The following is a 25,409-nucleotide window of genomic DNA, read 5'->3' as shown; positions in this document are numbered from 1 at the left end:
CAGGGGCGGGGGAATCTCGCCCGCGCCCACCACTCGGGGAGAAAGCGCATGTCCCGGACCACGTCCGTCGCCTCCGCCCTCGACCGCCGTTCCCTGCTGGCCGCCGCGGGCGCGGTCGGCGTCTCCGCGGGGCTGGGCCTCGCGTTCGGTCCGGGGGGTGGTGAAGCCGAGGCGTCGCCGCCCCCGCGGGTCGGTGGCGCCGGCCGGCGCGCCGTACGGGCCGCGCCTGGCACTCCCGGCGGCCAGGCGGCCGAGCCCTCGACCGCCGGCACCACACTCCGTACGGTCTCCGCCCCGCGCGGGAACGGCGGTTACCGGCGGCTGACCGAAGGGCCCGCCTGGGCCCGTGCCGTCCGCCCGGAGCCGGCCGCCGCCAAGGCGGGCCGCGAGGACCGCCGCACCGCCCTGGCCTCCTTCGTGCAGTTCACCGACCTGCATGTGGTCGACGTCCAGCACCCGCTGCGCTACGAGTACATGCGTTCCCAGACCGCCAGCGCCTGGCGTCCGCAGGAGGCACTGTCCGTCGCCGGCGCCGTCTCGCTCGTCGAGCGGGTGAACGCCCTGCGCGGTGGCCCCGTCACAGGCGCCCCGCTGTCCTTCGTCATGACCACCGGCGACAACACCGACAACAACTCCCGCACCGAACTGGACTGGTTCCTCACCACCATGAGCGGCGGCCGGATCGTCCCCAACTCCGGTGACCCGAAGGTCTACGAGGGTGTGCAGGACAGCGGTCTGAAGCTGTACTGGCAGCCGGACTCCGCCGTGCGCGACAGCGACAAGCAACTCGGCTTCCCGCGCATCGAAGGATTCCTCGACGCCGCGATCCGCGAGGTCAACAGCCCCGGCCTGCGCATGCCCTGGTACTCCACCGTCGGCAACCACGACAGCCTGCCCGGTGGTTGCTACGCGCCCGGCGGCAGCTTCTTCGCCGACTTCGCGGTGGGCGGCCGCAAGCTGGAGACGCTGCCGGAGGCCGAGGGCGCGGCCCTGTGGAAGGCCGTGCAGAAGGGCCTCGACCCCAAGGGCGAGAACTTCGAGGCACTGCTGAAGAAGTACGCCCCGAAAATGCGCAGCGTGACACCCGACCCCGGGCGTGCCCCCTTCACCCCGCGCGAGTACCTCCAGGCCCACCTCGACCCCCGGTACAAGGGTGCCGGTCCCGTCGGCCACGGCTACACCGCCGCCGACCTCGCCGCCGACCGGCTGTACTACTCCTTCCGCATCTCCGACGACGTCATCGGCATCAGCCTGGACACCACCGATCCGGGCGGCCACTACGAGGGCTCTCTCGGCACGGCCCAACTCCGCTGGCTGGCGCGGACTTTGGAGCAGCACCGGGACCACTACGCGCTGATCTTCAGCCATCACACCAGCGCGTCGATGCGCAATCTGCGCCCCGACCCGGGGCGGCCGGACGAGAAGCGGCACGGCGGCGACGAGCTGGTCTCCGTTCTCAAGCGCCACCGCAACGCCGTGGCCTGGATCAACGGTCACAGCCACAAGAACCGGATCACCCCGCACGGCACCTTCTGGGAGATCTCCACCGCCTCGCACATCGACTTCCCCCAGCTCGCCCGGATCGTGGAGCTGGTGGACAACGGCGACGGCACGCTCTCGCTGTTCACCACGCTCATCGAGTCGGCCGCCCCGTACCGTACGGACGTCACCGACCTCTCCCAGACGGGCCTGGCCGCGCTGTACCGCGAGCTGTCGTTCAACGCGCCGGGGACTCGGTCCACCCTGACCGGCGACCCGGATGACCGGAACACGGAGCTGCTGCTCAAGAAGCCCTGACCCCGAGCCGGTCTGCGCTGTCACGACGACCGGGCCCGTGGCCGGATATCGATCACCGCACGGGGGCCGAGCAACGCCGGTCGCCCCGACGGAGTCCTTCCCCTCGTACGGACACCGCAGTTCACGAGGGGACGGTTCATGCCGGTACGACGTGTTCGACGCAAGACGGTGGTGGGGGCAGTGCTGGTGGCAGCGATCGCGGGCACCCTGGGGGCCGCGCCTGTCATGGCCTCCGCGACGGCAGACCCCGGTCGCCATCCGGCCGGCGGCCATGACGCCACTCAGGCGGCAATGGACGCCAATGTGAAGGCAGGAGTTCCGGGAGTGCTGGGCCGGGCGCAGGACGCCCGGGGCGCCTGGTCGGGATCCTCCGGGGTGGCCGACCTGACGACCGACAGGCCCCGGCGGCCCGCGGACCGCTTCCGCATCGGCTCCATCACCAAGACGTTCATCGCCACCGTGGTGCTCCAGCTGGAGAAGGAGAAGAAGCTCGGCCTGGACGACACGGTCGACTCCTGGCTGCCCGGCGTCGTCGAGGGCCACGGCCACGACGGCCGCGCCATCACCGTGCGGCAGCTGCTCAACCACACCAGCGGCATCTACAACTACACCGAGGATCCGGCGTTCCAGAAGAAGTACCTCACCAAGGGCTTCCTGGAGCACCGGTACGACACCCTGACCCCGAAGCAGCTCGTGGCCGTCGCGATGCGCCACAAGCCGCTCTTCGAGCCGGGATCCGCCTGGACGTACTCCAACACCAACTACGTGCTCGCCGGGATGATCGTGGAGAAGGCGACGGGCCGCTCCTACGCCTCGGAGATCGAGCGCCGCATCATCCGGCCGCTCGGCCTGCGCGCCACCACACTGCCCGGTACGAAGGCCTCCATGCCGAGCCCGCACGGCAGGGCCTACGGGAAGCTCGACACCGCACCGGATGCCGAGATCCACGACGTGACCGAGCTCAACCCCTCCTGGGGCGGGGCCGCCGGCGAAATGGTCTCCTCCGCCGGTGATCTCAACCGCTTCCACCGCGCCCTGCTGGACGGCAAGCTGCTGCCGGAAGGGCAGTTGAAGAAGATGCTCACGACCGTACCGACGGGCGGCGAGGAGCCCTTCGCCCGCTACGGGCTCGGGATCAGCCCGTCGAAGCTGTCCTGCGGCAAGGAGATATGGGGCCACACCGGGGGCATCCACGGTTCGATCTCGGTGGCGGGGGTGACGCGGGACGGACGGCACTCCGCCGCCTTCAACCTCAACGGGGACTGGGTCGGAGACGTCCTGTTGCCCATGGAGGGCGAGTTCTGCGGCACCTTGCCGGAGAAGCCGGAGAAGGGTGAGGCGAAGACCTTCCGGAAGCCCTGGGAACCGATGACGGCCGGAGTCCGGCCGGCTGACGCCCGGTAAGGGGCCGGCGGCAGGGACCAGGCGCCGGCAGTCTCCCCCGCGACGCTCACCGGGGGAGCACGATCACATACTCCGCGGGCTCCCGGTCCCCCGCCGCCATCAGCGCCGTGCGGACGACAGCGGCCTGCTGGTCCGCCGTCTCCCTCAGCTTCCTGGGGGAGGTGTGGACCACGGTGATGCCCAGCCGCTCCAGGCGCTCCCGCTTGCGCGCACCCTCCGACCAGGCGGTGTTCTCGTCCTGGCGGGGGGTGCGTGCGTCGATCTCCAGGGCCACCGAGCAGTCCGGCCAGAAGGCGTCCACGCTGCCGAGGTACGGGCCGCCGGGCAGCCGCAGCTCGACGTTCCACAGCGGCTCGGGCAGACCGGCCGAGCGGACCATCTCGTAGAGGCGGCCCTCGGCCAGAGCCCTGCCCTCCGCGAGGAGGGTGTCGACGGCGTCGACGACATGCGGGCGGGAGAGCAGCCGCGCGCGGCTCAACTCGGCGACGATCGCGCCGGGTTCGCAGTGCCCGCCCCGTACGGCCTCGGTCAGCAGGCGACGTACGGCGGTGGCGTCGGAGAGCTGGGCGACGGCGTCGGCCAGGGCCCGCGGCACGGGCACGACGGGCAGACCGGTGATCTCCTGCGGCTCGGGGAGTTCACCGGATCGCAGGATGTGCGCCAGTCCCGCCGAGCGGACGCGGCGGGTCCGCGGCACCAGTACGTCGATGCGCTCCAGTGCGCGCAGCGGGGGAGTGGAGGAGAAGCCGTGCAGGGTGAGCGCGGCGAGACCGGTGATCATCGCCACGTCGCAGGAGTTCTCGGGGGAGGGGGGCACTCCTGGCCGCAGTCCGGTCGCGGGAGGGCGCTCGGCGTACAGCAGGGCGGCGTGCAGCCGCTCCTCGCTGGTGGGCGGTCCGGGGTGCAGCAGGTAGACGCCCGGCAGCAGGCGCTGCCAGCAGCCGCCGGGGCGGGTGCGCTCCGCGGCGTCGGCCGAGGTGATGCCGTGCTCGCGGAGCTGACGGAGGGTGAGGACCCGGCGCTGTGCGTCGGACAGGTGGCGCAGGGGGCGGGGGGAGACGGGGGTGTTGGAGTTCATGACCCGCCGATTCCCGTCCATGTACCGCCCGCTAACCGCTGTTACACGGTCGTCGACAAACCCGGACAGTCCCGCCCTAAAGTACGGGCGTTCGATGACCGAGAGCGGTTCCGCCGAACGGGGGTTCCGGGCGGCCGGTCGCGGCTCCCTCCCTGGCTGGAGGCGGTGTGCGCCGGCCCGCTGATCGCGCCGGCGCAAGGGGCGGCGGCTGCGCCCCGCTCCCCGGCGTGCGCCCCGGCGCCCAGGGTTCCGCTCCGCAACCTCGTGCCCGCCCCCGGGCGACCCTGACGCCTGCCCAACCCGCTTCGACAGCCCAGTGGTTGCGTCACGTCTTCCCCAACGACGCATGTGAAGCGGCGGTTGTGCCCGCCCCCGGCGCCGCAGGACACGAAAGCAGCTTCCCTGCCCGGCGACGCCCGGGGCGTACCCCGGCGGGCGGTGGCTCCAACAGGCCACCGCCCCGGAGGTGTTCGCCTTACGCCCCGGCCCCGGCCCCGGCCCCGGCCGCCTTCGCGTCGCACTCCTGCGCGCGCAGGGCGCGCGCCAGGTCGTCGTGCGCCTCGAGCACCAGGCGCCGGAGCGCGGACGGTGCCTGGCGGTGCTCGTCCAGCCACGCCTGGGACATCTCCAGCGTCCGCCGGTCGTCCTGGAGCGTGGGGTAGAGCCCGCGGACGATCGCCATCGCGATCTCGATCGACCGCTCCCGCCAGATCCGTTCGATCCCGTCGAAGTACCGCTGCGCGTACGGTGCGAGCAACTCCCGCTGCCCCGCCTGGTCGAAGCCCGAGATCGTCGCCTCCACCAGCGCATTGGACAACGCGTCGGACTCCACCACCTCCGCCCACGCCCGGGCCTTCACCTCGGCGGACGGCCGGGCGGCCAGACAGCGCACCTGGTGCCGCTTGCCCGACGCGGTGTCGTCACGCGCCAGTTCGGCGTCGACCGCGGACGCGTCGGCGTCGCCCTGCGCGGCCAGCGGCTCCAGGAAGGTCCAGCGCAGTTCCTGGTCCACATCGAGGCCGTCGATCCTGGCGGTGCCCGCCAGCAGCCCGTTCAGCAACTGCCGGTCCGCGTCCGAGGACGCGACCAGCGCGAAGAAGCGTGCCCACGCCAGCTGGTGCCCGCTCCCCGGGGTGGCCAGGCGCAGTTCGCGCAGCGCACCCTCGGCGAGCGCCCGGCCGCCCTCCTCGCGCCACTCGGGCGCCGCGTAGTGGGTGAGCGCGGACCAGGCCCAGGCATGCAGCATCTGCAGCACGCCGATGTCGCTCTCCCGGCCGGCGAAACGCAGCACCAGGTCCACGAAGTCGCGGGTGGGCATCAGCCCGTCCCGGGTGAGATTCCACAGCGCGGACCAGCACAGGGCGCGGGCCAGCGGGTCGCCCAGGTCCCCCAGATGCGCCCGCAGCGCGGCGAGCGAGTCCTCGTCGAAGCGGATCTTGCAGTACGTGAGGTCGTCGTCGTTGACCAGAATCAGATCCGGCCGCTCCGCCCCGGCCAGCTCGGCCACGACCGTACGCGGCCCCGTGACGTCCGCCTCCGCGCGGGCGTAGCGCACCAGCGCACCGCCCTCGGAGGCGTCCCGCCGGTAGAGCCCGACGGCCACGCGGTGCGGCCGCAGCGTGGGGTGCGACTCCGGGGCCTCCTGGAGGACGGCCAGCTCGGTGATACGGCCCTCGGCGTCGTATGTCGCCTGCGGCGTCAGTGCGTTGACGCCCGCGGTCTGCAGCCAGGCCCGCGACCACGCGGCCATGTCGCGCCCCGAGGTCTCCGCCAGCACCTCCAGCAGATGTTCGAGCCGGGTGTTGCCGTACGCGTGCCGCCGGAAGTAGCGGCGCGCGCCCTCCAGGAAGGCGTCCCGTCCGACGTAGGCCACGAGTTGCTTGAGCACCGAGGCGCCCTTGGCGTACGTGATCCCGTCGAAGTTGAGCTTGGCGTCCTCCAGGTCACGGATGTCGGCCGTGACCGGGTGGGTGGAGGGGAGCTGGTCGGCGCGGTAGGCCCAGGACTTGCGGCGGTTGGCGAAGGTGATCCAGCCGTCGGTGAAGCGGGTCGCCTCGACCAGTGAGAAGGCGCCCATGAAGTCCGCGAAGGACTCCTTCAGCCACAGGTCGTCCCACCACTCCATGGTGACGAGATCGCCGAACCACATGTGCGCCATCTCGTGCAGGATGACGTTGGCCCGGTGCTCGTACGAGGTCCGGGTGACCTTGCCGCGGAAGACGAACTCCTCGCGGAAGGTGACACAGCCCGGGTTCTCCATGGCGCCGAGGTTGTACTCGGGCACGAACGCCTGGTCGTACTTCCCGAACGGATACGGGTAGTCGAAGTGCTCGTGGAAGAAGTCGAGGCCCTGCTTGGTGACGGTGAAGATGTCGTCCGCGTCGAAGTGCTTGGCCAGCGAGCGCCGGCAGAGCGCGCCGAGCGGGATCTCCAGGACCGAGCCGTCGGGCAGCTCGCGGCGGTAGTGGTCGTGCACCATGTGGTACGGACCGGCGACGACGGCCGTGATGTACGTCGAAATGGGCTGCGTCGTCAGGAAACGCCAGGTGGCGCCGGACTCCCCGGCCGGTTCCGGATCGCCGTCCGCGGCGCCGTTGCTCAGCACCGTCCAGCCGGCGGGCGCGGTGACGGAGAAGGTGAACCGGGCCTTGAGGTCCGGCTGCTCGAAGTTGGCGAAGACGCGCCGTGCGTCCGCCGGCTCGTACTGCGTGTAGAGGTAGGCCTCGCCGTCCTCCGGGTCCGCGAACCGGTGCATCCCCTCGCCTGTCCTGCTGTACGCGCACTGGGCGTCGACGGTGAGGACGTTCTCCGCGCGGAGACCTTCGAGCGCGATCCGCGCTCCGTCGAAGACGGCGGCGGGGTCCAGCTCCTGCCCGTTGAGGACCACCGAGGTCACGGACGGTGCGACGAGGTCGGCGAAGGTGGCGGCGCCGGGTTCGGTGCAGCGGAAGCGGATCGTCGTCACCGACCCGAAGGTGCGCCGTCCCTGTTCGGCACCCGCGCCGGACGCGGAGCCGCCACCGGCGGCCGAGCGCACGTCGAGCGCGATCTCGTACGCGTCCACGGACAGCAGCCGGGCCCGCTCACGGGCCTCGTCGCGGGTCAGGTTCTCACCGGGCACGGCGGCTCCTTTGCCAGTCTCACATTCCGAACGCCCGCCATCGTGTCACGCAGAGCCGATCATGCGTACGAGGCATCGGCGGGAATGGCGGCGGCACCGCGCACTGTTGTCGCGAACGGCCTGTGCGACCGCGTTCGGGTAGTGACCACGAGGAGCATTTGTGACAGATACCGGCAAAAACCTCCCCTTGACTCCGTCGGGTGTGACCCCGGTCGACTTCTGGTTCGATCCTCTCTGTCCCTGGGCATGGCTGACTTCACGCTGGATGCTCGAGGTCGAGAAGGTGCGGCCGGTCGAGGTGCGCTGGCATGTGATGAGCCTGGCGGTGCTCAACGAGAACAAGACCGAGGAGCTCCCCGAGGCGTACCGCGAGATGATGGAAACCCACGCCTGGGCCCCGGTCCGCGTCGCCATCGCCGCCGAGCAGAAGTACGGCAACGAGGTGCTCGGCCCGCTCTACACCGCGCTCGGCACCCGCTTCCACAACCGGGGCGAGGGTCCCACCCCCGAGGCCATCGCCGGAGCCCTGGAGGACGCGGGCCTCCCGGCCGAACTGGCCGGCTTCGCGACCTCGGACGAGTACGACACCGAGCTGCGCGCCTCCCACCGCGAGGGCATCGACCTGGTCGGCGAGGACGTCGGCACGCCGGTCATCGCGCTGCCCGGCGCCGACGGCGACCGGATCGCGTTCTTCGGCCCCGTGGTGACCCCGGCGCCGAAGGGCGAGGCGGCGGCGAAGCTCTGGGACGGCACCCTGATGGTCGCCTCCACCCCCGGCTTCTTCGAGATCAAGCGGACCAGGACGGTCGGCCCGGTCTTCGACTGAGGGCGACGACGAGAGCATCCACCGGGTGAGGGTCCGGACCGCCCGGCGGATGCCCCGCCCTGCGGCGCAGGAGAGCCCCCGCACGTCACGTCCGCGCGGGGGCTCTCCCTCTTTTCTCCGCCTGCAAGGTGAAAGGTGAGAAGACGATCACGCTCGCAGGACGATTCCCGGGGCCCGGAACCGGGCCCTCGAAGACCTACGGCACGAGCAGCAGCCCGGTCGCCCGCTCCTTCGCCGCGGCGTAACGGGCCGCCACGTCCTGCCAGTTGACGACCTTCCACATGGCTTCGATGAAGTCCACCTTCTGGTTCCGGTACTGCAGGTAGAAGGCGTGCTCCCAGGCGTCGAAGACCAGGATCGGGATGCTTCCCTGGCCGATGTTGCCCTGGTGGTCATAGACCTGCTCCACGATGAGACGGCCGCTCAGCGGCTCGTACGCGAGGACGCCCCAGCCGGAACCCTGCGTGGTGGCGGACGCCTTGGAGAGCTGGGCCTTGAAGCGGTCGAAGGAGCCGAAGTTCTCGGTGACGGCCTCGGCGAACTCGCCCACGCCGTCCTTGTCCAGCGGCTCGCCGCCGCCGTCACCGCTCATGTTCTGCCAGTAGATGCTGTGCAGGATGTGGCCGGACAGATGGAAGGCGAGGTTCTTCTCGAGCCCGTTGATCGACCCCCACTGGTCCTTGGTGCGGGCCTCTTCGAGCTGCTCCAGCGTGTCATTGGCGCCCTTGACGTACGCGGCATGGTGCTTGTCGTGGTGCAGCTCGATGATCTCGCCGCTGATGATCGGTGCCAGCGCCGAGTAGTCGTACGGCAGCTCGGGAAGTGTGTACGTGGCCATGCCCAACGCCCTTCGAACGCTTATTGCGACATCCTTGCAACTGCACAATATCAACAGCAAGGGCGGAGAGGTCGTAAGCCCCGGACGCAGAAGGTCCCCGCAACGCTCGGCGTGCGGGGACCTCTTCTGCGGCAAGGCGCGGGACGGCTCAGGAGCGACGTTCCGCCGACGACCGCTGGCGCACATAGCCGACGACCGCCAGCACCGCGGCCAGGGCGCTGGTGAAGTAGAGCTGCGTCCGTGTGTCGGGCTCGCGCAGCATCAGCAGCAGCACGGCCACGACGCCCGCCAGCGCCAGCCATGTCAGATACGGGTAGGCCCACATGCGGACCGTCAGCTTCTCCGGCGACTCGCGCTCCAGGCGGCGACGCATGCGCAGTTGCGCGACCGCGATGAAGCCCCAGACCACCAGGACCGCGGCACCGACCATGTTGAGCAGCCACTTGAAGACGGTGTCGGGCCACCAGTAGCTCAGCAGCACCGCGAAGAAGCCGAAGACGGAGGAGGCGAGCACCGCGCGGCGGGGGACGCCGCCGCTGACCTTGCCGAGGGCGCGCGGGCCCTCGCCGCGGGAGACGAGGGAGTACGCCATGCGGGAGGCGCCGTAGATGTTGGCGTTCATCGCGGACAGCAGGGCGACGAGGACGACCACGTTCATGATCTGCCCGGCGGCCGGGATGTCCAGGAAGTCCAGGACGGCGACGTACGGACCCTCCTCCACCACGGACTTGTCGTCCCAGGGGATCAGCGTGACGATCACCAGCATCGAGCCCACGTAGAAGAGCGCGATCCGCCACATCGCCGTGCGCACGGCCTTGGCCACGCCCTCGCGCGGGTGCTCGGACTCGGCGGCGGCGATGGTGACCGTCTCCAGGCCGCCGTAGGCGAAGACGGAGGCGAGGAGGCCGACGACGAGGCCGTTCACGCCGTTGGGCAGGAAGCCGCCGTCACCGGTGAGGTTGGAGGTGCCGGGTGCGTCGCTGCCGGGCAGCACGCCGAGGATGGCCAGCGTGCCGAGTATGAGGAAGGTGGCGATCGCCGCGATCTTCAGGGCGGCGAACCAGAACTCGAACTCGCCGAAGTTGCTCACCGCGGCCAGGTTCGTACCGCAGAACATGGCCATGAAGAGGGCGACCCACATCCACGACTCGGTGCCGGGCAGCCAGCTCGTCATGATCTGCGCGGCGCCGATCGCCTCGGCCGCGATGCCGACGCACAGCAGGACCCAGAACATCCAGCCCGCGGTGAAGCCCGCCCAGGGCCCGATCGCACGCTCGGCGTGGACGGAGAAGGAGCCGGAGGCCGGGTTGGCCGCCGACATCTCGCCGAGCATCCGCATCACGAGCAGCACCAGCAGCCCGGACGCGGCGTAGGCGAGAACGATGGCGGGGCCGGCGGCGGCGATGCCGGCGCCCGAGCCGATGAAGAGGCCCGCGCCGATGACTCCGCCGAGGGCGATCATGGAAAGGTGTCGCTGCTTGAGGCCGTGCGAGAGCGGGGTGCCGCTCCGGGGGGACTCGCCGGTCGTGCCCTGTGGGGGTGTGGGCCCGACGGACGTGGGGGTCCGTTCCATTGGCGTGCCGTCCATTGGTTGAGGCGACAGAGAACCGCAACAGTTTGGTGGCCTGCACCGCTCAGTGACAAAAGGATCTCCGGATTCGACCGCTATCCGGACACCTTCCTGACCATCCGCACCGGCTCCGCAGCGGTGCGCCATGATGCTGCAACCGCCCGGTACGCAGGGCCCTTTGGTGGGACCCCACAGCGGAGCGCCGCCGACCGCGCCGCCTCGCCAATGCCGTTCCGCTCGTCGCCCCCTCGCGAGGAGCACGTGAGCAGCATCACGTGACCTGCCCGAACAGTCCCTACGAGGGCGGCCGTTCGGTATCCGTCCGTTCGCCGGAACCCGCCAAACCCGTGATCGCGCGTTTGTCGGCTGCTCACGGTGATCGAGCCCCGGCCTCTGGGTTAACGTCGCGGGTGCAACGGTCCCGTCCCTACTCACCCGCGGAGCCCACGAGATGAGCACTGCCGCCGCCACCAGCCGTACCGGTACGGTCCTCGCCGACCTGCTGCCGGCGACCACCGCCACCCGCGCCCGCGTCCGCGACGCGGCACTGGTCGTCGGCGGTGCCGCGCTCACCGGTCTCGCCGCCCAGATAGCCGTCCCCGTGCCCGGTTCCCCGGTGCCCGTCACGGGTCAGACGTTCGCCGCGCTGCTGGCGGGCGCCTCGCTCGGCGCGAGCCGCGGCTTCCTGTCCCTCGCGCTCTACACGCTCGCAGGAATGGCCGGAATGCCGTGGTTCGCGGGCGGTGCGGGCTCGGCCTCCTTCGGCTACGTCCTCGGGATGCTGCTGGCCGCCACCGTCGTGGGCGCGCTCGCCCGGCGCGGGGGCGACCGCGGCGTCCTGCGCACCGCGGGGACGATGGTGCTCGGCTCGGCGATCATCTACGCGGTGGGTGTGCCGTATCTGGCGCTCTCCGCCCACATGTCCCTCACCGAGGCGCTCTCCGCCGGCCTTGTCCCCTTCCTCATCGGGGACGCCGTCAAGGCCGCGCTCGCGATGGGCGCGCTGCCCGCCGCCTGGAAGCTCGCCGGCCGCGACTGAGCCCCCCGGGGCACGGCTCCCCGCAGACCTACGGGCCGGGGCCCGCATCCGACCGATCGGATGCGGGCCCCGGCCCGTTGCGGTGTCCGCGGCTTCTGCCGCCGAGCGGGGCGGCAGGCTGCGGCGTTGGGCGGACTAGGAGCGGGTGAGCGCCTCCGTGTCCGCGTCCTTGTCCTTCGCCTTCGCGCCGCCGCCGACGCGCTCGCGCACCAGGGCGATGCCCACGACGATCGCCGCGACCAGCAGGGAGAGCAGGACCTGCTCGCGCCCGGCGTCGTCCGTGAGCATGTAGACCAGCACGAACGAGATCATCGCGATCGTCGCCCAGGTCAGGTACGGGAAGAGCCACATCCGTACGGTCAGCTTCTCCGGCGTCTCGCGCTGGATGATTCCGCGCATCCTGAGCTGGGTGAAGCAGATGACCAGCCAGACGAAGAGGGCGACCGCACCGGAGGAGTTGAGCAGGAACTCGAAGACGGTGTCGGGCCACTTGTAGTTGAAGAAGACCGCGACGAAGCCGAAGATCACCGAGCCGATGATCGCGGCCTGCGGCACGCCCCTGGAGTTCGTCCGTGCGAAGGCCTTCGGCGCGTCACGGCGCTTCCCGAGCGAGAACGCCATGCGGGAGGCGGTGTAGAGGCCGGAGTTCAGGCAGGACAGCACGGCGGTCAGCACGATGACGTTCATGACCTGGCCGGCGTGCGGGATGCCGATCGATTCGAGCGCGGCGACGTACGAACCGTGGTCGGCGATGGCCTTGGAGTCCCAGGGCAGCAGCGTGACGACGACGAAGATCGAGCCCAGGTAGAAGACGGCGATCCGCCAGATCACGCTGTTGGTGGCCTTGGTGACGGCGCGCTGCGGGTCCTCGGACTCGCCCGCGGCGAGGGTGACGATCTCGCTGCCCATGAAGGAGAAGACGACCAGCAGGACACCGGTGAGGATCGCGCCGGGGCCGTTCGGCAGGAAGCCGTCGTGCGAGGTCAGATTGGAGAGCCCGGCCGAGTCGTTGTCCGAGCCGGGCAGGACGCCGAAGACCGCGAGGCCGCCGATGAGGATGAACGCGGCGATCGCGACGACCTTGATGCCCGCGAACCAGAACTCGAACTCGCCGTACGAGCTGACGGAGGCGAGGTTCGTCGCGGTGAGCACCACCATCACGATGAGCGCCCAGGCCCACTGCGGAACCGACGGCACCCACCCCTCCAGGATCACCGCACCGGCGGTGGCCTCGACCGCCAGCACCACGACCCAGAAGAACCAGTAGAGCCAGCCGATCGAGAAACCGGCCCAGCGGCCGAGCGCGCGGTCCGCGTACTCGGAGAAGGAGCCGGAGGTCGGGTGGGCCGCGGCCATCTCGCCCAGCATGCGCATGACGAAGACGACCATCACGCCGACGAGGGCGTACGACAGGAGGATGCCGGGGCCCGCGGCGGCGATACCGGACGCCGAGCCGACGAACAGGCCGGCGCCGATGACGCCGCCGATGGCGATCATGGAGAGGTGGCGGTTCTTGAGACCGGGCTTCAGACCGTCGGGGGAATTGCCGCCCTCGGGGGTACCCGAGGCGGCCGACGTCTTCGTGGCCGTGGGTTGCGCGCTCATGTGCAACGATCCTTTGGCTCTGGGGTTACGAGCTCCGCCAGTGAAACGCAGGGGAAGCTGGGGGAAAACCTTTGAATCCAGAACGTTATCTTTGAGCTTCCCTTGAGATTCCTAGATTTGTGACGCGGAACACCGGCGAGGCACCCGAGCGCGTCTGCCCAGTTCCTCTCGTGCCACACTCGGATCATGCGCGTCTATCTCGGCTCCGATCACGCCGGTTACGAACTCAAGAACCACCTCGTCGAGTGGCTGAAGGCCCAGGGTCACGACCCCGTCGACTGCGGCCCCCACATCTACGACGCCCAGGACGATTACCCGCCGTTCTGCCTCCGTGCCGCGGCGAAGACCGCCGCGGACCCCGGCAGCCTGGGCATCGTGATCGGCGGCTCCGGGAACGGCGAGCAGATCGCCGCCAACAAGGTCAAGGGCGTACGCGCCGTGCTGGCCTGGAGCGAGCAGACCGCGGCGCTCGGCCGCGAGCACAACGACGCCAATGTGATCAGCGTCGGCGGCCGCATGCACACCCAGGACGAGGCGACCAGGTTCGTCGAGATCTTCCTGACCACCCCGTACTCCGGCGAGGAGCGCCACACGCGCCGTATCGCCATGCTCACGGAGTACGAGAACACCGGCGAGCTGCCTCCCATCCCCGCTCACCACCCGCAGGAGGGCTAGCACCGGATGCCGGAGGGGCACACGATCCACCGGCTGGCCGCCGACCACCTCGGGAGGTTCGGCGGCCGGTCCGTGCGGGCCGGCAGTCCGCAGGGCAAGTTCGCGGACGGCGCCGCGCTCGTCGACGGCATGGAGCTGGCGGACACCGACGCCCACGGAAAGCATCTGTTCCTGGGGTTCGGGGCGGTCGGCTGGATCCACATCCACCTCGGCCTCTACGGCACCTTCCGCTTCGGCGACGGACCGGCTCCCGCGCCCGTGGGCGCCGTACGGCTGCGGCTCGCCACCACCGAGGCCTACGCCGATCTGCGCGGCCCCACGGCCTGCGAGCTGATCACGGACGGCGAGAAGCAGGCGATCCACGACCGGCTCGGCGACGACCCGCTGCGCGCGGCGGACGACGGGGCGCGCGCTTGGGCACGGATCGGGCGGAGCCGTACGTCGATCGCCGCGCTGCTCATGGACCAGAAGGCGGTCGCGGGCGTCGGCAACGTCTACCGCGCCGAGGTCCTCTTCCGGCATGGAATCGACCCGTACACGGCGGGCCGTGATCTGTCCGCGTCGGAGTGGGGTGCGATCTGGTCGGACCTGGTCGCCCTCATGCGGGACGGCGTACGGAACAACCGGATCGACACCGTCCGTCCCGAGCACATGCCCGAGGCGATGGGCCGCCCGCCGCGCGTCGACGACCACGGCGGTGAGGTGTACGTCTACCGGCGTGCCCACCAGCCCTGCCACATCTGTGGCGGCGAGGTCCGCACCGCCGACCTCGCCGCCCGCAATCTCTTCTGGTGCCCGGCGTGCCAGCCGCCCCGGCCGCCCCGGCCGCCCGGCACCGGGTGACGCCGCGGCGCGCGGGCCTGAACCCCGCGCGCCGCGCGAACACCGCTCGCCGCCCGTCCGTGCCCGTGCGTCCCGCGCGCAAAAAACCGCCCGCCCGTGCGTGAAGCCGTCCGTGGCCGCGCGCCAAGAACCGCCCGCCCGTGCGTGAAGGCGCCCGTACCTGCGTGAAGGCCGTGCTCAGAATCCGTGCGGCAGCCAGGGCGCGATGTCGCTCGCGAACGCCACCGACGCCTCCCGCAGCGCGCCCTGCCGCAGTTCCAACACCCGCCCGGCCGCCGCCAGTTCGGAGAGTGTGGTCCCGCCGAGATATGCGGCGCCCAACTCCCGTACGGACAGGGCCAGATCGGCCGGTTCCTCCGTACGCCGGCAGACGGATCCGTCCTTCGCGTCGGCGGTGAGCCGCCACCGCCCCTCGTTCCAGGGGCAGAACGGGTCCGTCACTTCCAGGACGACATCGGCCCGCGTCGCGTACGCCCGTGCCTCCAGCGCCGCGCCGACCTCCACCAGGCGTACATGCAGCGAGTCGCGGATCCCGATCCGGCAGCGGCGGATGTCGGACACCAGATGCAGCAGCGGGTCGTCGACGGGGCGGTTGCCGACCTTCACGGTCGACGTCAGATCGAGCCCGAACAGGAACTGCCACAGCGCGGCGTAGGCGGCCGGGTCCGGGGCACAGATGTCGCGCAGCACGACAACTCCCTTGGGGCCGGCCGCGTCCCAGTCCGGCTTGATCGCGTACCGCGCGTACCCCACGATCTCGCCGTCGTCCTCGGCCACCACGCACTGCAGCGCGGAAGCGCCCTGGCGGTCGGACTCCGGGTCCAGCAAGGGCCCCCGCTCCCAGCCGGGCAGCCGCGCCACCATGCCGGGACGCAGCGGCACCGAGGCCGCGTACACCGCCTCGCACGCCTCCGACACCGCGGCGGGTTCCGCCAGCCGCAGCCGCAGGGCGTCCGTCCCGGGCGGGACCGACAGCCGGATCCGGTCGGTGTCCACCTCGGCGGACATCTGCCGGGTCGCGATCCCGTAGCCGAAGCGGCCGTAGATCTCCGGTTCCGAGGCGGTCAGCACGGCGAGCGGCTCTCCCCAGGCCCGTACGTCGTCCAACTGCCGCCGCATCATGGAGCGCAGCACACCGCGGCGCCGGTGCGTCGGGGCCACGCTGACCATGGTGACGCCGGCCGCCGGGACGATCGCCCCGCCGGGCACCGTCAGACGGAAGCTGAACGAGCCGGCCGTGCCCACGCACGTCCCGCCGTCCCAGGCACCGACCGAGCGCTCGAGCTCGGTCAGCTCGCGCCACAGGGCCTTTTCCTCGGAGGCTTCACCGACCCAGCCGAAGGCGCGGGTGAGATTCCCGTACCACTCGTCCCACTCGGTGGATTGCAGCACGCGCAGCTCAGGCGCCACCTCTTTCGTCATAGGCCATCACTATCAGCGCATTCCTGGACGTGCGAACGCATTTTCCGTACGAATGTGCGTCACCCTGCGGCCGACAGTGCACAGCAGGGGCGCAGGTGGATAAGGTCCCGGTGCAATGGCACGCGTCGCGGGAGCAGAGACCCTGACGGCCCGGATGCGCATGAGGTGGCACCGGGTCCGGATCGGCGTGCGCCGCGCGGGCGTCGACTACTTCCGCGGCGACGGATCCGACTGGATGGCGCTCGCCGCGCTCGCGCTCACGATCCCGGGGATCGTTGCCGCGACCATCGCCGTACCCGACTGGTGCCCGCCCGCGGCGCTCGTTCTCCCCGTCGTCCTCGGCGGACTGCTGCTGCGGCCGGCGAGCCTGCTGCTGCTCTACAGCGGCTCGGCTGTGGGGCTGATCATCGAGGCGGCGATCCTCGGCCCGTACAGCGAAGGTTCCTCGCGCGTCACCCCTGGCACCATCCTGCTGGTCGGGGCGGTCGGTTTCGTCGGGCTGATCATCGCCCAGTTCCGCAGCAGGGTCGGCGTGCCGTGGAGGCGCGGCGGCACGATGCTCTTCGACCTGCGCGAGCGCATCCGTGTACAGAGCAAGCTGCCGAAGCTACCCAGCGGCTGGCACCGCGAGATGGCGCTGCGGCCCGCCGGCGGACAGTCCTTCTCCGGTGACTTCGTCGTCGCGGCCCGTACGAACGGCGGACGGACGCTCGAGGTCGTCCTCACCGACGTCTCCGGCAAGGGCATGGACGCGGCCTCGCGCGCCCTGCTGCTCTCCGGGGCCTTCGGCGGCCTGCTGGGCTCGCTGCCGCCGCACCAGTTCCTGCGCGCCGCCAACGGCTATCTGCTGCGCCAGGACTGGCAGGAGGGCTTCGCCACCTCCATCCACCTCGTCCTGGACCTGGACAGCGGCGACTACGAACTCCTCTCCGCCGGGCACCTGCCCGCCCTCCAGCGCAGCGCCGGTACGGGCACCTGGGAGGAGAAGGCCGCCGAGGGGCCGCTGCTCGGGGTGTACGACGGAGCGCAGTTCGACCCCATCAAGGGGAAGCTGCGCCCCGGTGATGTGCTCATGCTCTTCACCGACGGCCTCGTCGAGTCCCCGGACCGCGACCTGACGGAGGGCATGGACCGTCTCACGGGCGCCGCGGACCGCTACATCACGGCGGGCTTCCAGGGCGCCGCGTGGCACCTGATAGAGGCGGTGGCGAGGGACGTCAACGACGACCGGGCGCTGCTGCTGCTCTGCCGGGCGTAGAGGCCCGATCCCACGCAGCGGGACCCGGCCCCGCCCCTTCTCCGGCCACGGACGCCTCAGCGCCGCTCGGCCCGGGGGGTTCGGAGCACGGACACGGCCCCGGAGCCGGGCTCCGGGGCCGTGTCTGCGAGCGGTGTCCGTGCGGATCGCCGTGTCAGGCCGCCTTGGCCGTCTTCGTGCGGTCGCGCGCCAGCTCGGCGGCGTCCTTCTTGAAGGCCCACTCCATCCGGGGTTCCATCGCGAAACGGAACATCCGCTGTACGGGCCTGGTGCAGAGCACGGTGACCACCGCCGCGGCGATGAAGGTGACGGCGATGGCGCCGAGCGGCGTCTGCAGCCAGTCGTAGGTGTCGAACCAGCCCCAGAAGCGCGAGCCCTTGGCGAGGAAGCCGTGCAGCAGGTAGCCGTACAGCGTCCCGGCACCCAGCGCGGTGAACCACATGGTCCGCCGCGGGACCCAGGCGAAGAAGCAGGCGACGAGCACCATCGAGCACCCGAAGAGCGCGAGCGTCATCACCAGACCGCTCCACCACGGCGCGGCCAGCTCCTGGGCGCTGTCGCGGTGGTAGAACCAGGCCGAGGACATGCGCGGAGCCGCCCAGTACGCGACGAGGGTCGCGAAGGCCATGATCGGCAGGGAGAGGATCCTGACCTCGCGGCGCCGCATCATCTGGAAGTGCTCGGGCTTCATGACGAGGCCGACCACGAAGAACGGCAGGAACTGCAGCACCCGTTGGAGGTCGAGGTCGTCACCGATGTCCGGGGAGACCGAGGCCAGACCGGCGATGGCCAGCGCGAGCGCCACCGGCCAGCGCACCAGCTTCCACAGCGGGGTGGTCAGCCGCCACACGAACAGGGCCGCCAGGAACCAGGTCAGATACCAGGGGTCCAGCAGGCTGATCGGCTGCGTCGGGTCGTCGTCCGCCCAGCGCTTGAAGAAGGTGTACGCGATCTCGAAGAGGATGTACGGCACGACGATGCCGGTCACCAGCCGCTTGAGCCGGTCCGACCGCATGTCGAAACTGCGGGAGAAATAGCCGGAGATGATGATGAAGGCCGGCATGTGGAACCCGTAGACGACCATGTAGAGCGCCTCGGCGGCGCGGCTGCCGTCGGTGAGCGGCTCCCAGGCGTGACCGCAGGCCACCAGAACAATGGCCAGATACTTGGCGTTGTCGAAGAACGCGTCGCGCTGCTTCGCGGTACCGGGGCGTTGCGAGGTGTCCGGCTTGTCGCGTGCGGGTGGTGATGGGGCGGTTTCCTGCTTGATATCCGCCGGTTCCCTGGCCGGGGGGAGGGGCGTCCGCCGATAGCCGTGCGGGCTCAGTGAGTTGGTCACAGGCCCTCCCACCAGGAACTGGGGGAGACGATTCGCGACCTCACTGCACATGCGGGGGTCAGAGCAGCGTGGAACATCTGAGGCACGATAGCGCCGGGTGCGGAATCCGTAAAACCTTCCCGACTATGCCCGTCAAGTGCCCGTTCTATCAGGGATAGTCCTACTTAAAACGGTCAAATCACTCGACGGGCGGTCGGCGTCACGAGGCTGGAACAGTTGGCCGACGAAGTGTCACCGGGGAGCATTACTGGCCGTGTTGGTGGCACGATGGTGCAAGCGGGGGGTGGCCGGGCATGCTCCCCGGGCCGGTATGAGGATCCGGCCAAGCCGGTGTGGCGTTCCGACCGAGGGTGTGATCCGTTGTGGCCATTTCGCTGTCCGTGGTGGTTCTGTTGGCGATCGTCCTGGTGGTCATGGTCCGCTCAGGTTCGATCAAGGCTGGGCCCGCCATCGTGGCGGCACTGTTCGGGTTCTTCCTGGCGTCGACGGACATGGCTCCGTCGATCAACCGCTTCCTGAACTCCATATCGGAGACGATCAGCCAGATCAGTTTCTGACCGCGCGACGCCGCGTACGCAAGGATCCGCAGCCCCCGGTGCGCGGCAGATGTGTACGCGGCGTCACGCGGTGCCAGGACGCGTACATGACGGACGCCCGCCGCCGTGACGGACACGCAAAAGACCTCCGGCCCGGTCCGGCGCACTCCCCTCGGGAAGTGGACGCCGGGCCGGGCCGGAGGTCACTGAGCGGGCGACGGGAATCGAACCCGCGTAGCCAGTTTGGAAGACTGGGGCTCTACCATTGAGCTACGCCCGCGCGCGCCGGACGATCACATGGAGTCGGCGGCACGGACTGCATGTTAGCGGGTCCTGAGGGTCCCGCGCACACTTCGTCCCGCCCCTCGTAATGCGGCGGCCTCACCCTGGCTGGGCATGTACCCTACGTGTCGCACCAGCGGGGTGTGGCGCAGCTTGGTAGCGCGTCCGCTTTGGGAGCGGAAGGTCGTCGGTTCGAATCCGGCCACCCCGACCATCAAGATCACCTTGTGGGGCGCGTCCTGCTTGCGGTTACTATGCAAGCTACGTGCCCGTGTGTCTCTCTCCGGGTGCGATCCGCCGAACTCGGCAGTGCTGAGACGGCAGAACCCCAGAAATCAGCCCCCAAGGAGACCCAACCGTGAAGAGCGCCGTGGAGACCCTGAACCCGACCCGGGTTCGGCTCACTGTCGAGGTGCCCTTCGAGGAGCTCAAGCCCAGCCTCGACGCGGCTTACAAGAAGATCAACCAGCAGGTCACGGTGCCCGGTTTCCGCAAGGGCAAGGTGCCCGCGCGCGTCATCGACCAGCGCTTCGGTCGCGGTGCGGTCCTGGAAGAGGCCGTCAACGACGCGCTGCCGAAGTTCTACACCGAGGCGGTCAACGAGGGTGAGCTGAACCCGCTCGGCCAGCCCGAGGTCGACATCACCGAGCTCAAGGACAACGAGGTCCTCGCGTTCACCGCCGAGGTCGACATCCGCCCGGCCATCGAGATCCCGGACTACTCCGGTATCGCGGTCGAGGTGGACGCCGTCGAGGTCTCCGACGAGGACATCGAGAAGTCCGTCGAGCAGCTCCGCGAGCGCTTCGCCTCCACCAGCCCGGTCGAGCGCGCCGCCGCCGACGGCGACGTCGTGACGATCGACCTCGAGGCAAAGGTCGACGGCGAGGTCCTGGAGGACGGCGTCGCGCAGGGCGTCACCTACACCATCGGCTCCGGCGAGCTCCTCGACGGCATCGACGAGGCCCTCACCGGCGTCGAAGCCGGCGGCTCCACCACCTTCACCTCCGAGCTGAAGGGCGGCTCCGCCGCCGGCAAGGAGGCCGAGATCAAGGTCGACGTCACCACCGTCGCCGCCCGCGAGCTGCCCGAGCTGGACGACGAGTTCGCCCAGATGGCGAGCGAGTTCGACACCCTCGAGGAGCTGCGCGCGGACAGCCGCAAGCGCCTTGAGCAGATGAAGAAGTACGACCAGGCCACCCAGGCCCAGGAGAAGGTCCTGGACGCACTCATCGAGCTCGTCGAGGTGCCGATCCCCGAGAAGCTCCTCGAGGACGAGATCCGCACCCGCAAGCACAACCTCGAGAACCACCAGCTCGGTCAGATGGGCCTGGACCTCGAGGCGTACCTCAAGATCCAGGAGAAGACCGCCGAGGAGTTCGACGCCGAGCTGAAGGAGCAGGCGGAGAAGGGCATCAAGACCCAGTTCGTCCTCGACGAGCTGGTGAACAAGGAGCAGCTCAACGTCGGCCAGGAGGAGCTCACCGAGCACCTCATGCGCCGTGCCCAGTCCTCCGGCATGAGCCCCGACCAGTTCGCCCAGGCCGTGGTCGAGGGCGGCCAGGTACCGATGCTCGTGGGTGAGGTCGCCCGCGGCAAGGCCCTCGCGGTCGTCGTCGAAGCCGCCACCGTCAAGGACACCAACGGCGAGGTCGTGGACCTGGACGACGAGGACGAGACCGGCGAGACCGTCCAGGCCGGCGCCGAGGGCGAGAGCGGTGCCTCCGAGGAGGCCGCCGAGCCCGCCAAGGCTGCTGAGGCCGAGGAGGGCAAGACCGAGGCCTGAGCCTCGGTCGCCTGACCCCGTCGACGGGCCCGGACGCGTAGCCGCGTACCGGGCCCGTCGTACCTCCCCGCCCCACGCCTCACCGCCGCGCGGTCCGGCCGCCGGGACCCGCCCCGTACGGGGGGGCCTGCGCTCACAGCGAACAGTTCCCCATGCGGGATGGCCGCCGCCGACCAGCGCGTTAGGGTCCGTAGATATGAGGGCAGGGGAGTCCCCGCCCCCAGTAGAAGACGCTGACGGCGCGCTGCCGTCAAACAATCGAGCAGGTGGATACGTGACGAATCTGATGCCTTCCGCCGCCGGCGAGCCGACCATCGGTGGCCTCGGCGACCAGGTCTACAACCGACTGCTCAACGAGCGGATCATCTTCCTCGGCCAGCCGGTGGACGACGAGATCGCCAACAAGATCACGGCGCAGCTTCTCCTCCTTGCGGCGGACCCGGACAAGGACATTTTCCTCTACATCAACTCCCCGGGCGGCTCGATCACGGCCGGCATGGCGATCTACGACACGATGCAGTACATCAAGAACGACGTGGTCACCATCGCCATGGGCCTGGCCGCCTCCATGGGCCAGTTCCTGCTGAGTGCCGGGACGCGCGGCAAGCGCTTCGCGCTGCCGAACGCGGAGATCCTCATCCACCAGCCGTCCGCGGGCCTGGCGGGATCCGCCTCGGACATCAAGATCCACGCCGAGCAGCTTCTCCGTACCAAGAAGAAGATGGCGGAGCTCACGGCGTTCCACACCGGTCAGACCGTCGAGCAGGTCACCCACGACTCCGACCGTGACCGCTGGTTCTCCGCCGAGGACGCCAAGGAGTACGGCCTGGTCGACGCGGTCATGGCCACGGCGACCGGCGTTCCGGGCGGGGGCGGCACCGGCGCATGAGCGCCTGCTTCGCAACCGCAGCCGACCCCAGCCCACTGATCGCCTCCAGGATGTGAACACCCAGATGAACAACTTCCCCGGTAGTGGCCTGTTCCAGGGCCCGGTCGCCGAGTCCCGCTACGTCGTTCCGCGCTTCGTCGAGCGGACCTCCCAGGGTGTGCGCGAGTACGACCCGTACGCGAAGCTCTTCGAGGAGCGCGTGATCTTCCTGGGCGTCCAGATCGACGACGCCTCCGCCAACGACGTCATGGCCCAGCTTCTGTGCCTGGAGTCGATGGATCCCGACCGGGACATCTCCGTCTACATCAACTCGCCCGGCGGCTCCTTCACCGCGCTCACGGCCATCTACGACACGATGCAGTTCGTGAAGCCCGACATCCAGACGGTCTGCATGGGCCAGGCGGCGTCCGCCGCGGCCGTGCTGCTCGCCGCCGGTACACCCGGCAAGCGGATGGCGCTGCCCAACGCCCGCATCCTGATCCACCAGCCGTACAGCGAGACCGGGCGCGGCCAGGTGTCCGACCTGGAGATCGCGGCGAACGAGATCCTGCGGATGCGTTCGCAGCTCGAGGAGATGCTGGCGAAGCACTCGACGACGCCGATCGAGAAGATCCGCGACGACATCGAGCGCGACAAGATCCTCACGGCCGAGGAGTCGCTCGCGTACGGTCTGGTCGACCAGATCGTCTCCACCCGCAAGAGCTCGGTCGGACTCGGCGGCTGACGCCGCACTGTCGACAAATCCCCTTGGGTCCGGTCACGGTCAAGTGAACCGGCCCAAGGGGGGCCCGCACGGGGGGTTCGGCAAGGTACCGTCGATAGGCAAGCACCCGGGTCTGCGCAAGCGATGCAGATCCCAGGCGAAGGGGAAGCACCTCGTGGCACGCATCGGTGATGGCGGCGACCTGCTCAAGTGCTCGTTCTGCGGGAAGAGCCAGAAGCAGGTGAAGAAGCTCATCGCAGGGCCCGGTGTGTACATCTGCGACGAGTGCATCGACCTCTGCAACGAGATCATCGAGGAGGAGCTCGCCGAGACCTCCGAAGTGCGGTGGGAGGAACTCCCCAAGCCGCGCGAGATCTCCGAGTTCCTCGAGGGGTACGTCGTCGGCCAGGAGGCCGCCAAGAAGGCGCTTTCGGTGGCTGTCTACAACCACTACAAGCGCGTACAGGCGGGCGAGAACGGCCAGAACGGCCGGGACGACGGCATCGAGCTGGCGAAGTCCAACATCCTGCTGCTCGGCCCCACGGGCTCCGGCAAGACCCTGCTCGCCCAGACGCTCGCCCGGATGCTCAACGTCCCGTTCGCGATTGCCGATGCGACGGCCCTGACGGAAGCGGGCTACGTCGGCGAGGATGTCGAGAACATCCTTCTCAAACTCATCCAGGCCGCCGACTATGATGTCAAAAAGGCCGAAACGGGCATCATCTACATCGACGAGATCGACAAGGTCGCCCGGAAGAGTGAGAATCCGTCGATCACACGCGATGTCTCCGGCGAAGGCGTCCAGCAGGCCCTCCTCAAGATCCTTGAGGGCACGACCGCTTCGGTCCCCCCGCAGGGCGGCCGCAAGCATCCGCACCAGGAGTTCATCCAGATCGACACGACGAACGTGCTGTTCATCGTCGGCGGTGCCTTCGCCGGTCTGGAGAAGATCATCGAGTCGCGAGCCGGCGCCAAGGGCATCGGCTTCGGCGCAACCATCCGCTCCAAGCGCGAAGTCGACTCCTCGGACCACTTCCGCGAGGTCATGCCGGAGGACCTGGTGAAGTTCGGGATGATCCCGGAGTTCATCGGCCGCCTCCCGGTCATCACCTCCGTCCACAATCTCGACCGCGAGGCGCTCCTCCAGATCCTGGTCGAGCCGCGCAACGCGCTCGTCAAGCAGTACCAGCGCCTCTTCGAACTCGACGGCGTGGAGCTGGACTTCGACCGCCCCGCGCTGGAGGCCATCGCCGACCAGGCGATCCTGCGCGGCACGGGCGCGCGCGGCCTGCGCGCCATCATGGAAGAGGTCCTCATGTCGGTGATGTACGAGGTGCCGTCCCGCAACGACGTCGCCCGCGTCGTCGTCACCGAGGACGTCGTCCACTCCAACGTCAACCCGACGCTGGTCCCGCGCGAGCCCCGCGCGATCGGCAAGGGCGAGCGCCACGAGAAGAGCGCGTAGCGCGCACCGCAGACGCAACGTAAGGGGCGCCCGGCAACTGCCGGGCGCCCCTTACACGTTGTGGACTCGGCGTACTACTTCTTGACGCGCACGTCGTTGCGGAACTTCGCCGTGGTCTCCGCCCACTCCTCGACGGAGGGCGGATTCAGGGAGCTCGGGTCGGTGGTTCCCGGCTTCGGGCCCCAGAGCACGATCGCGGCAGTGCTGTCGTCGCCCCAGGCACAGGCCGGCAGCTTGACGATGCCGAAGCTGATCTCGCTGCACTTCATGACGTCACCGTCGAAGCCGGAAGGCTTCTGCTCCTTCGGAGAGGCGCCCCGGGAGGCGCCCTGAAGGATTGCGTCCACGGCCTCTTCGGGGTCGGTGACATTGCCGTATCCGCCGGCGAAGGAAATCACGGAGTCGTCGCCGGCATACCCGGCATTGGCGGTCTTGCCGTCCTCGATGCCGCTGCCGCTGCCGGTCTGGGGGGTGACACCCTGCTTCTGCGTCAGAGCGTCGTTCTCCTTGTACTCGCCCCCGAGCACCGTGGCCGGGGTGTCCAGCTTGTAGTCGCCTCCACCGCCGCCCAGCATCGCGATGGCGCCGACGACTATGACCGCGAGAGCGACCACACCCGCGACGATGCCGATGATCTTGCCCTTGTTGCTGGCCGGCGGCGGGGGCGGGGGAGTGCCCCAACCCATCTGCGGCTGCTGGCCGTACGGGCCCGGCTGCTGCGGCTGGCCCTGCGGGTAGCCGTAGGCGGGCTGCTGCGGAGGCACCGCGCCGCCCTGCTGCGGGTAGCCGTAGCCGGGCTGGCCCGGGGGCTGCTGCGGCGGCTGTCCGTACGGGCCCGGCTGCTGGGGCGGCTGACCGGGCTGACCGCCGTACGGTCCGGGCTGCTGAGGCGGCTGACCGCCGTACGGGCCCGGCTGGTTGTGGCTCATGGAGTTC

The 25,409-nt window shown here is 69.9% G+C and carries 20 protein-coding genes and 2 tRNA genes; 13 read left to right on the top strand and 9 right to left on the bottom strand.

Features of this window, described 5'->3' with window-relative positions; translation table 11 throughout:
* Positions 1-48 precede the first annotated feature (48 nt).
* Entirely contained in the window at positions 49-1,797 is a 1,749-nt protein-coding gene (locus tag ACGFNH_RS03930; RefSeq protein ID WP_393651365.1) for a TIGR03767 family metallophosphoesterase, read from the top strand.
* Between the two features lie 138 nt (positions 1,798-1,935).
* The gene (locus ACGFNH_RS03925) at positions 1,936-3,201 is read left to right on the top strand and encodes a serine hydrolase domain-containing protein (protein ID WP_393651364.1); all 1,266 of its coding nucleotides are present in this window, start codon (positions 1,936-1,938) and stop codon (positions 3,199-3,201) included.
* A gap of 46 nt (positions 3,202-3,247) precedes the next feature.
* Here ACGFNH_RS03925 and ACGFNH_RS03920 read toward each other — a convergent pair whose 3' ends face one another.
* Positions 3,248-4,279, bottom strand: a complete 1,032-nt coding sequence (locus ACGFNH_RS03920; RefSeq protein WP_393651363.1) for a hypothetical protein — start codon at positions 4,277-4,279, stop codon at positions 3,248-3,250.
* Between the two features lie 475 nt (positions 4,280-4,754).
* Complete coding sequence (gene pepN, locus ACGFNH_RS03915) at positions 4,755-7,400, bottom strand: aminopeptidase N (RefSeq protein WP_393651362.1); 2,646 nt, start codon at positions 7,398-7,400, stop codon at positions 4,755-4,757.
* A 160-nt stretch (positions 7,401-7,560) separates the two neighbouring features.
* On the opposite strand from pepN, the gene ACGFNH_RS03910 reads away from it, so the two are divergent.
* On the top strand, positions 7,561-8,226 hold the full coding sequence (locus tag ACGFNH_RS03910) for a DsbA family protein (protein WP_393651361.1): 666 nt from the start codon (positions 7,561-7,563) through the stop codon (positions 8,224-8,226).
* Positions 8,227-8,422: 196 nt separating this feature from the next.
* On the opposite strand, the gene ACGFNH_RS03905 is transcribed toward ACGFNH_RS03910, so the two are convergent.
* Both ACGFNH_RS03905 and ACGFNH_RS03900 read right to left on the bottom strand, forming a co-directional pair.
* Positions 8,423-9,064 carry a superoxide dismutase gene (locus ACGFNH_RS03905; RefSeq protein WP_393651360.1) on the bottom strand — a complete coding sequence of 214 codons (642 nt, stop codon included), beginning with the start codon at positions 9,062-9,064 and terminating at the stop codon, positions 8,423-8,425.
* 148 nt (positions 9,065-9,212) lie between these two features.
* On the bottom strand, positions 9,213-10,637 hold the full coding sequence (locus ACGFNH_RS03900; protein WP_393651359.1) for an amino acid permease: 1,425 nt from the start codon (positions 10,635-10,637) through the stop codon (positions 9,213-9,215).
* A 448-nt stretch (positions 10,638-11,085) separates the two neighbouring features.
* Between ACGFNH_RS03900 and ACGFNH_RS03895 the strand changes: the two genes are divergently transcribed.
* Positions 11,086-11,673, top strand: coding sequence for a biotin transporter BioY (locus tag ACGFNH_RS03895; RefSeq protein ID WP_393651358.1), 588 nt, complete (start codon positions 11,086-11,088; stop codon positions 11,671-11,673).
* A 135-nt stretch (positions 11,674-11,808) separates the two neighbouring features.
* Here ACGFNH_RS03895 and ACGFNH_RS03890 read toward each other — a convergent pair whose 3' ends face one another.
* Complete coding sequence (locus ACGFNH_RS03890; RefSeq protein WP_393651357.1) at positions 11,809-13,278, bottom strand: amino acid permease; 1,470 nt, start codon at positions 13,276-13,278, stop codon at positions 11,809-11,811.
* Positions 13,279-13,464: 186 nt separating this feature from the next.
* On the opposite strand from ACGFNH_RS03890, the gene ACGFNH_RS03885 reads away from it, so the two are divergent.
* Positions 13,465-13,953 carry a ribose-5-phosphate isomerase gene (locus tag ACGFNH_RS03885; RefSeq protein WP_393651356.1) on the top strand — a complete coding sequence of 163 codons (489 nt, stop codon included), beginning with the start codon at positions 13,465-13,467 and terminating at the stop codon, positions 13,951-13,953.
* 6 nt (positions 13,954-13,959) lie between these two features.
* Complete coding sequence (locus ACGFNH_RS03880; RefSeq protein ID WP_393651355.1) at positions 13,960-14,796, top strand: Fpg/Nei family DNA glycosylase; 837 nt, start codon at positions 13,960-13,962, stop codon at positions 14,794-14,796.
* A 177-nt stretch (positions 14,797-14,973) separates the two neighbouring features.
* Here ACGFNH_RS03880 and ACGFNH_RS03875 read toward each other — a convergent pair whose 3' ends face one another.
* Positions 14,974-16,218 carry a GNAT family N-acetyltransferase gene (locus ACGFNH_RS03875; protein ID WP_393651354.1) on the bottom strand — a complete coding sequence of 415 codons (1,245 nt, stop codon included), beginning with the start codon at positions 16,216-16,218 and terminating at the stop codon, positions 14,974-14,976.
* A 115-nt stretch (positions 16,219-16,333) separates the two neighbouring features.
* Here ACGFNH_RS03875 and ACGFNH_RS03870 point away from each other — a divergent pair, with 115 nt between their 5' ends.
* Entirely contained in the window at positions 16,334-17,476 is a 1,143-nt protein-coding gene (locus tag ACGFNH_RS03870) for a PP2C family protein-serine/threonine phosphatase (RefSeq protein ID WP_393651353.1), read from the top strand.
* Between the two features lie 154 nt (positions 17,477-17,630).
* Here the strand turns inward: ACGFNH_RS03870 and ACGFNH_RS03865 are convergent, their stop codons facing one another.
* A complete protein-coding gene (locus tag ACGFNH_RS03865; protein WP_393651352.1) occupies positions 17,631-18,815 on the bottom strand; it encodes an acyltransferase family protein in 1,185 nt (394 codons plus the stop codon).
* Positions 18,816-19,177: 362 nt separating this feature from the next.
* Between ACGFNH_RS03865 and ACGFNH_RS03860 the strand changes: the two genes are divergently transcribed.
* Positions 19,178-19,372 (top strand): hypothetical protein, encoded by a 195-nt coding sequence (locus tag ACGFNH_RS03860; RefSeq protein ID WP_393651351.1) that lies wholly within the window; start codon positions 19,178-19,180, stop codon positions 19,370-19,372.
* 188 nt (positions 19,373-19,560) lie between these two features.
* On the opposite strand, the gene ACGFNH_RS03855 is transcribed toward ACGFNH_RS03860, so the two are convergent.
* Positions 19,561-19,631 (bottom strand) — tRNA-Gly (locus tag ACGFNH_RS03855).
* Positions 19,632-19,770: 139 nt separating this feature from the next.
* Between ACGFNH_RS03855 and ACGFNH_RS03850 the strand changes: the two genes are divergently transcribed.
* The 5 genes from ACGFNH_RS03850 (at position 19,771) to clpX (ending at position 24,473) form a co-directional block, all read left to right on the top strand.
* A tRNA-Pro gene (locus tag ACGFNH_RS03850) sits at positions 19,771-19,847 on the top strand.
* 144 nt (positions 19,848-19,991) lie between these two features.
* A complete protein-coding gene (tig, locus tag ACGFNH_RS03845; RefSeq protein WP_393651350.1) occupies positions 19,992-21,416 on the top strand; it encodes a trigger factor in 1,425 nt (474 codons plus the stop codon).
* A gap of 286 nt (positions 21,417-21,702) precedes the next feature.
* Complete coding sequence (locus tag ACGFNH_RS03840) at positions 21,703-22,305, top strand: ATP-dependent Clp protease proteolytic subunit (protein ID WP_393651503.1); 603 nt, start codon at positions 21,703-21,705, stop codon at positions 22,303-22,305.
* 64 nt (positions 22,306-22,369) lie between these two features.
* A complete protein-coding gene (locus ACGFNH_RS03835; RefSeq protein WP_393651502.1) occupies positions 22,370-23,029 on the top strand; it encodes an ATP-dependent Clp protease proteolytic subunit in 660 nt (219 codons plus the stop codon).
* 154 nt (positions 23,030-23,183) lie between these two features.
* Entirely contained in the window at positions 23,184-24,473 is a 1,290-nt protein-coding gene (gene clpX, locus ACGFNH_RS03830; RefSeq protein WP_393651349.1) for an ATP-dependent Clp protease ATP-binding subunit ClpX, read from the top strand.
* Positions 24,474-24,547: 74 nt separating this feature from the next.
* Here clpX and ACGFNH_RS03825 read toward each other — a convergent pair whose 3' ends face one another.
* Positions 24,548-25,402, bottom strand: a complete 855-nt coding sequence (locus ACGFNH_RS03825; protein ID WP_393651348.1) for a hypothetical protein — start codon at positions 25,400-25,402, stop codon at positions 24,548-24,550.
* Positions 25,403-25,409 lie beyond the last annotated feature (7 nt).

The organism is Streptomyces sp. NPDC048639 (assembly GCF_043199075.1).
Lineage (GTDB): Bacteria > Actinomycetota > Actinomycetes > Streptomycetales > Streptomycetaceae > Streptomyces.
Note: the sequence above shows the minus strand (reverse complement) of the source record. Positions and strands in the feature narration are given on the sequence as shown.